A 5827-nucleotide genomic window follows, 5' to 3' on the forward strand; every position below is an offset into this window, starting at 1 on the left:
CCTCACCACCCATCCCCCACCGCCTAAATTAACCCCTCGACCAGACGTTCTACTGGGTATCTGCCTGACGACCCAAGGAACTGTCTTCCATGACCCAGCCTAACCGAGGCGCCATCGGCGAATTGTTCGCCCTGTTGAAACCGTTTCGACTCATCGTCGCCGCGTCCATTTTCCTGGGCATGGTCGGCGGCTTGAGCGTCACGGTGCTGCTGGCGACCATCAACAACGCCCTGCATTCCGAAAGCGGCCTGACCCAGGGCGTGGTCGCGCTGTTCGCCGGGCTGTGCCTGTTGGCGTTGGCCAGTTCGATCTGCTCGGACATCGGCACCAACTACGTCGGCCAACACATCATCGCCAAGCTGCGTAAACAGTTGGGCGAGAAAGTGCTGTCGGCGCCGATCGAACAGATCGAGCGCTATCGCAGCCATCGCCTGATCCCGGTACTGACCCACGACGTCGACACCATCAGTGACTTTGCCTTCGCCTTCGCGCCACTGGCGATTTCCGTCACCGTGACCCTGGGCTGCATGGGCTACCTGGCGATTCTGTCGTGGCCGATGTTCCTGATCATGGTCGCCGCGATCCTGATCGGCACCGCGATCCAGGCCTACGCCCAGAGCAAGGGAGTGCAGGGTTTCATGGCCGCCCGCGACGCCGAAGACGAATTGCAGAAGCACTACAACGCGATTGCCGAGGGTGCCAAGGAACTGCGCATTCATCGTCCTCGCCGCCAGCGCATGTTCGTCTCGGGCATCAAGGCCACCGCCGAATTCATCTGCAACACCCAGGTGCGTTCGATCAACACCTTCGTTATCGCCAAGACCTTCGGCTCGATGCTGTTCTTCGTGGTCATCGGCCTGGCCCTGGCCCTGCAAACCTTCTGGCCGAGCGCCGACAAAACCGTCATGAGCGGCTTCGTGCTGGTGCTGCTGTACATGAAAGGTCCACTGGAGCATTTGATCAGCACCCTGCCGATTGTCAGCCGCGCGCAGATTGCCTTCCGCCGCATTGCCGAACTGTCCGAGCAATTCTCCACCCCTGAACCTCATCTGCTGCTCAGCGATCAGGGCAACGTCAAACCCGCCGTGCACGAGCTGCAACTGGCGGACGTGCGCTACGCCTTCCCGTCGGTCGACGGTGCCGCACCGTTTCAGCTGGGACCGGTCAACCTGACGATCAAACAGGGCGACATCACCTTCATCGTCGGCGAGAACGGTTGTGGCAAGACCACACTGATCAAGTTGCTGCTGGGCCTGTACACGCCGCAGCAGGGGCAGATCCGTGTCAACGGCGAAGCGATCGATGCGCGGAATCGCGATGACTATCGCCAGTTGTTCACCACCATCTTCGCCGACTACTACCTGTTCGACGACGTGGTCCAGGGCGACACGCAGATCCCGGAAGACGCCAACAAGTACCTGCAACGCCTGGAGATCGCGCACAAGGTCAGCGTCAAGGACGGCAACTTCACCACCACCGACCTCTCCACCGGCCAGCGCAAGCGCCTGGCCCTGGTCAATGCCTGGCTGGAGGAGCGCCCGGTGCTGGTGTTCGACGAATGGGCCGCCGACCAGGACCCGACCTTCCGCCGGATCTTCTACACCGAGCTGCTGCCGGACCTCAAACGCCTGGGCAAGACCATCATCGTGATCTCCCACGATGACCGCTATTTCGATGTCGCGGACCAGTTGGTGCGCATGGAAAGCGGTCGGGTGGTCACCGAGTTGGCCTCTGCGTAAGCAAAAACCTGTGGGAGCGGGCTTGCCCGCGATGAGGCCATCAAATTCAACATTGATGCTGACTGAACCACCGCTATCGCGGGCAAGCCCGCTCCCACAGGGTTCTGCGAACTATTTGATCCCACAGGAAGATTATTTTTCCGGTTTCCTGTCAGCGCCCCGTCTTAATAATCATTCCTATTAACAAAAACTCTGCACGACACTTTTCAGGAGCACAGGTAAGTAATGCGATCTCTTCCACGCCGCACACCTCTCGCGCTGGCTGTACAGCGCCCGTCTCTGCATAGAACCCTGTTGACCAGCGTTCTGCTGACCGCCACCTTGCTGGGGAGCTCGATGGCCAATGCAGCACCTGTAAAAGTGAGTATTGCCGTGCAGCCGCTGTCCAGCGCGCTGACCGAATTGGGCATGCAGACCAACCTGCAAATCCTTTACAGCCCGGATCAAGTGGCCGGCATCAAGTCCCGCGCCGTGTCCGGCTCGCTGGAGCCGTCGGCGGCCCTGGCCGAGATGCTCAAGGGCACCGGCATTTCGTTCCAGATCAACGGCAACAGCGTCACGCTGATTTCCGGCGGCTCGGGCCTGCAACTGGGTGCGACCACCATTTCCGGCCAGGCCCTGGGCCTGGTGACCGAAGACACCGGTTCCTACACCACCGGCGCCACCACCACCGCCACCAAGCTGCCGTTGACCATCCGCGAAACCCCGCAATCGGTCACCGTGGTGACCCGTCAGCAGATGGATGATCGCGGTGTCACCAGCGTCGCCGATGCGTTGCGCAACACCCCCGGCGTCACGGTTCAGAAGTACGACAGTGACCGTACCGAGTTTTCCGCCCGTGGTTTTGCCATCACCAACTTTCAGTACGATGGCGTCAACATTCCCTACGACGGTGTTTACGGTGAAAACCCGAACAACAGCGATGACGCAGCCAGCCTCGACCACATCGAAGTCATCAAAGGCGCGACCGGCCTGATGACCGGTGCCGGTGACCCCGCCGCCACTGTCAACCTGATCCGCAAGAAACCAACCAAGGATTTCAAGGCCTCGATCAGCGGCACCGTCGGTTCCTGGGACAACTACCGCACCGAAGGCGACATCTCCGGTTCGCTCAACGATACCGGCAGTGTGCGCGGCCGCTTCGTCGGTGCCTTGCAGGATAAAGACTCGTACATCGATCACTACAGCCAGAAGAAAGACCTGTACTACGGCATTCTCGAAGCCGACCTGACCGACGATACCCTGCTGACCCTGGGGGTCGACAAATCCAGCGCGACGCCGCGAGGCAGTTCCTGGACCGGTAACTCGCCGTATTTCTCCGACGGTGGCCGCACCGATTTCACACGCAGTTTCAACCCGGGTGCCGACTGGAGCCGTCGTGATTTCGACAGCATCACGTACTTCGCGTCCCTGGAGCAAGCGCTGGCCAACGACTGGAAACTCAAAGTCAGCCTCGACCAGAAGACCACCGACCACGATACCCAACTGGCCTCGGCCAGCGGCGGTTACCCGGACCGCAACACCGGCGAAGGCATGTTCTTTTACCAGGGGCGCTGGGAAGGTCATCGCGTGCAAAACACCGCTGACGTGAACGTATCCGGCCCGTTCACCCTGGGCGGTCGCGAACATGAACTGGTGGCGGGCTTCATGACCTCCCATTCCCGTCAAACTGGCGCAACGTTTGGTGCTGCCACCGACTCCGATGGACAGGTACCAGGCAACATCTTTGACTGGAAAGGCCATATCGCGAAACCGGACTTCCCGAAAAACGGCAAGTACGAGCGTACCCAGAGCCAGAACGGCGCTTACCTGGCCACGCGCCTGCGCCCGACTGACGACTTGTCCTTCATCCTCGGCGGCCGTGTAAGCACCTACAAGTACGACGAGGACTACACCTACTACCCGGGCTCCGGCTTCGCCGACACCCACGCCAGCTACAAGGAACACGGCGTCGTCACGCCTTACGCCGGTGTGGTGTATGACCTGGACGATACCTACTCGGTCTACGCCAGCTACACCAGTATCTACCAGCCACAAATCTACAAGGACGCCAGCGGCAAGACCCTCGAGCCGGTTGAAGGCGACAGCTACGAAACCGGCATCAAGGCGGCCTACTTCGAAGGCAAGTTGAACGCCAGCCTGGCCTTGTTCCAGATCGAGCAGGACAACGTCGCCCAGTACGTCACCACCGACACCAATACCGGTCAAGACGTCTACAAGGCAATCTCCGGGGCCAAAACCAAGGGTGTGGAACTGGAACTGGCCGGTGAACTGGCGCAAGGCTGGAACTTGTCCGCTGGCTACACCTACGCCCGTACCCGCGATCAGGACCATCAACGCATCTTCGGCTTCCCGCTGGCCACCAGCAAACCGGAACACGTGGTACGCACCTTCACCACCTACCGCCTGCCAGGAGCGCTGGACCAGTTCACCGTCGGTGGCGGCGTGAGCTGGCAGAGCGCGTTTTACGGCCAGAGCTTCAGCCCGAATGTGGGTAATGGCGAAGGTGGCAGCACCATGCTCAAACAAGGCGGCTACACCCTCGTCGACCTGATGACCCGTTATCAGTACGACGAACACCTGAGCTTCACCGCCAACGCCTACAACGTCTTCGACAAGAAGTACCTGACGGGCCTGGGCAACTTCGGCACTACCTTCTACGGCGAGCCGCGTAACTTCCAGCTCACTGCGAAATACGATTTCTGAGCGCTAAGCTGAAATGAAAAATGCCCGGATCGCGAGATGCGGGCATTTTTTTGTCTGTGGGATTTTTGGTGATTGTGATGCCGCCATCGCGGACAAGCCTGTTCCCACAATGTTTGATGTTGCCCGCAGTGTTTGAGTTCGACTCAAAACCTGTGGGAGCGGGCTTGCCCGCGATGGCGATAGATGCTTCACCACAAACCCTTACGCCAGACACAAAAAAAACCGCCATCCCCTTTCTCCGGGATGGCGGGTTTCTTCATTTCAGATCAAAGCCGCGAACGCACCCACCCCGCCACTTGCGCATGAATCCCTTCCACCTCACTCAACAACCCCGCCATACGCAAGAAGTCATGGGTCATGCCCGGCTGCTCCAGCAAGGTCACCTCATTCCCCGCCGCCCGCAGGCGCTCGGCATAGGCCAGGCCTTCGTCGTGCAGCGGGTCGTGCCCGGCCAGGTACACCAGCGCCGGTGCCATGCCTGACAGATCGTCGGCCAGCAGCGGCGAGCAGCGCCAGTCGGCCAAATCCGCAGGCGTGCGTCCGTAGTGGGCGTAGAACCAGTCCAGGGTCGGGGTTTCCAGCAAATAGCCTTCGGCAAAGTCGCGGTGCGAAGCACGGTGGGTGGTGGCGTCAGTGACTGGGTATACCAGCAGTTGGGCTTTGGGTCTGAGCGCCAGCTCCTCGGGTTCGCGCGCGGCGATCAGCGACAGCACCGTGGCCAGGGTCGCGCCGACGCTGTCACCGGCCACTGCCACCCGTTTGGCGTCCAGGCCATGGGCCGCGCCTTCGCGCACCAGCCAGTTACCGGCATCGCAGGCGTCTTGCACTGGCGTCGGGAATTTCCATTCCGGTGCCAGGCGGTAATCCACCGTCAGCAGGGCGAAGCCGCCCTGGGCAGCCAGTCGACGGCATAGCGCGTCATGGGAATCGAGGCTGCCGACCACGTAGCCGCCGCCATGGAAGTAGAGCATGACCGGTTGCAGCCCTTCGACTGCCTGGCCGTCGCGGTACAGACGCGCCGCCAGGCTGTGGCCGTCCCGCGCGGCGATGGTGAAGTCTTCGCAGGCAATGTGTTCCAGCGGCACATCGAGAAACCCCGAAGACGCTTCGAAGTCGATCCGCGCCTGTTGCGGAGTTTGTTCGTGCATCGCGCGACTTTTGCCGGTCAGGCGGCCGAACTCGGCGAGTTCGAGGAAAGCTTCAAGTTCTGGCAGTACGGCCATGGGGGAGTCCTTTTACACAAAGAGGTCGATAATCAATCTTCAAACCGGCATGAAACCTGTGGGAGCGAGCCTGCTCGCGATAGCGGACTGTCAGCCAACATTGATCTCGACTGACAGGTCCTCTTCGCGAGCAGGCTCGCTCCCACAGGGGTTGTGTGG

At 60.7% G+C, this 5827-nt stretch carries 4 protein-coding genes; 2 read left to right on the forward strand and 2 right to left on the reverse strand.

Annotated elements, in window-relative coordinates; all coding sequences use genetic code 11:
- Window positions 1-89: 89 nt before the first annotated feature.
- Complete coding sequence (locus tag FFS64_RS27460; protein WP_137807923.1) at window positions 90-1739, forward strand: cyclic peptide export ABC transporter; 1650 nt, start codon at window positions 90-92, stop codon at window positions 1737-1739.
- 225 nt (window positions 1740-1964) lie between these two features.
- Window positions 1965-4445, forward strand: coding sequence for a TonB-dependent siderophore receptor (locus FFS64_RS27470; protein ID WP_137807924.1), 2481 nt, complete (start codon window positions 1965-1967; stop codon window positions 4443-4445).
- Here the strand turns inward: FFS64_RS27470 and FFS64_RS27475 are convergent.
- Together FFS64_RS27475 and FFS64_RS27480 are read right to left on the reverse strand one after the other, a co-directional pair.
- Window positions 4423-4674, reverse strand: coding sequence for a hypothetical protein (locus FFS64_RS27475; RefSeq protein ID WP_137807925.1), 252 nt, complete (start codon window positions 4672-4674; stop codon window positions 4423-4425). The two genes, FFS64_RS27470 and FFS64_RS27475, sit on opposite strands and share 23 nt — an antisense overlap.
- Window positions 4675-4711: 37 nt before the next feature.
- On the reverse strand, window positions 4712-5668 hold the full coding sequence (locus tag FFS64_RS27480) for an alpha/beta hydrolase (protein ID WP_137807926.1): 957 nt from the start codon (window positions 5666-5668) through the stop codon (window positions 4712-4714).
- Between the last annotated feature and the right edge of the window lie 159 nt (window positions 5669-5827).

Origin of the sequence: Pseudomonas sp. G(2018), assembly GCF_005502415.1 — a bacterium.
In the GTDB taxonomy this organism is placed as follows: domain Bacteria; phylum Pseudomonadota; class Gammaproteobacteria; order Pseudomonadales; family Pseudomonadaceae; genus Aquipseudomonas.